Raw genomic sequence first — 877 nt, forward strand, 5'->3', positions numbered from 1 at the left:
GCGGCAATCAGGGTCAGCAGCGCGGCACTGACGTGGCGGGTCAATTGGATTTTCATCATGGGGTTCCTGTTTCAACGTTCCTGGTTTAAAACGAAATCGGGTTAAAAATTTGCAACGCGCTCATCAGCCCTGAGGGTAATGGCAGGCTAACAACAGTGGGATGCACATTGAGGGGAAGTGAGGGAGCGTTGTTTATTTGAAAAACTATATCATTCAAAACAAACAGGAATTTATATCATCACGTTATATCTTATCACCATTTGCTCGGTTACAACCTGCTGGCAGGCTTTTACTATTACAAGTTATAGCCTGTGCGCAAGAGTTGGCACAGCGTAGAAAATCAAGGGATTACCGTGTTTGCCATCAAATCTCCCGGTGTTTATCACCACCAGTCTGGCCTGCTTTCACGTGTCGGTGAACTGATCGCGCCGTTTTCGCGCCACATTGCCGTATTAACCAGTCCACGCGCCTGGGCCGCGGTGGAACGTGCACTCTCCACCAGTTTGACGCAGTCCGACGTCCAGTTTGAGGTGTACCTGCTGGAAGGGGAATGCACGCGTGAGGCGATTGCACATCATCAGCATGAGATAGCTCAGCGCGGTATGCATGTCGTCCTCGGTGTTGGCGGTGGACGCGTGATGGATTGCGCCAAAGCGGCCGCTGACGGGCTGGAGAACGGACAGGCGATCACCCTGCCGACCATTGCCGCTACCTGTGCGGCCTGGTCCCCGATCAGCATCCTGTATGATGAACAGGGTGGGCATCAGGGAACGCAGGTATTGCAACACATGCCGGTGATGGTGCTGGTGGATAGCGACGTGATTGCCCGCAGCGATGTGCGCTATCTGAAAGCCGGGATCGTCGATGCGCTGGCTAA

Annotated in this window: 1 protein-coding gene; it reads left to right on the top strand. The window is 53.6% G+C overall.

Annotated elements, in window-relative coordinates:
• Positions 1–311 precede the first annotated feature (311 nt).
• Positions 312–877 (top strand): iron-containing alcohol dehydrogenase (locus tag J5224_RS31080; protein ID WP_264628860.1); only part of this gene is annotated, 566 nt, incomplete at its 3' end.

It is taken from the genome of Candidatus Symbiopectobacterium sp. NZEC135 (assembly GCF_025962695.1).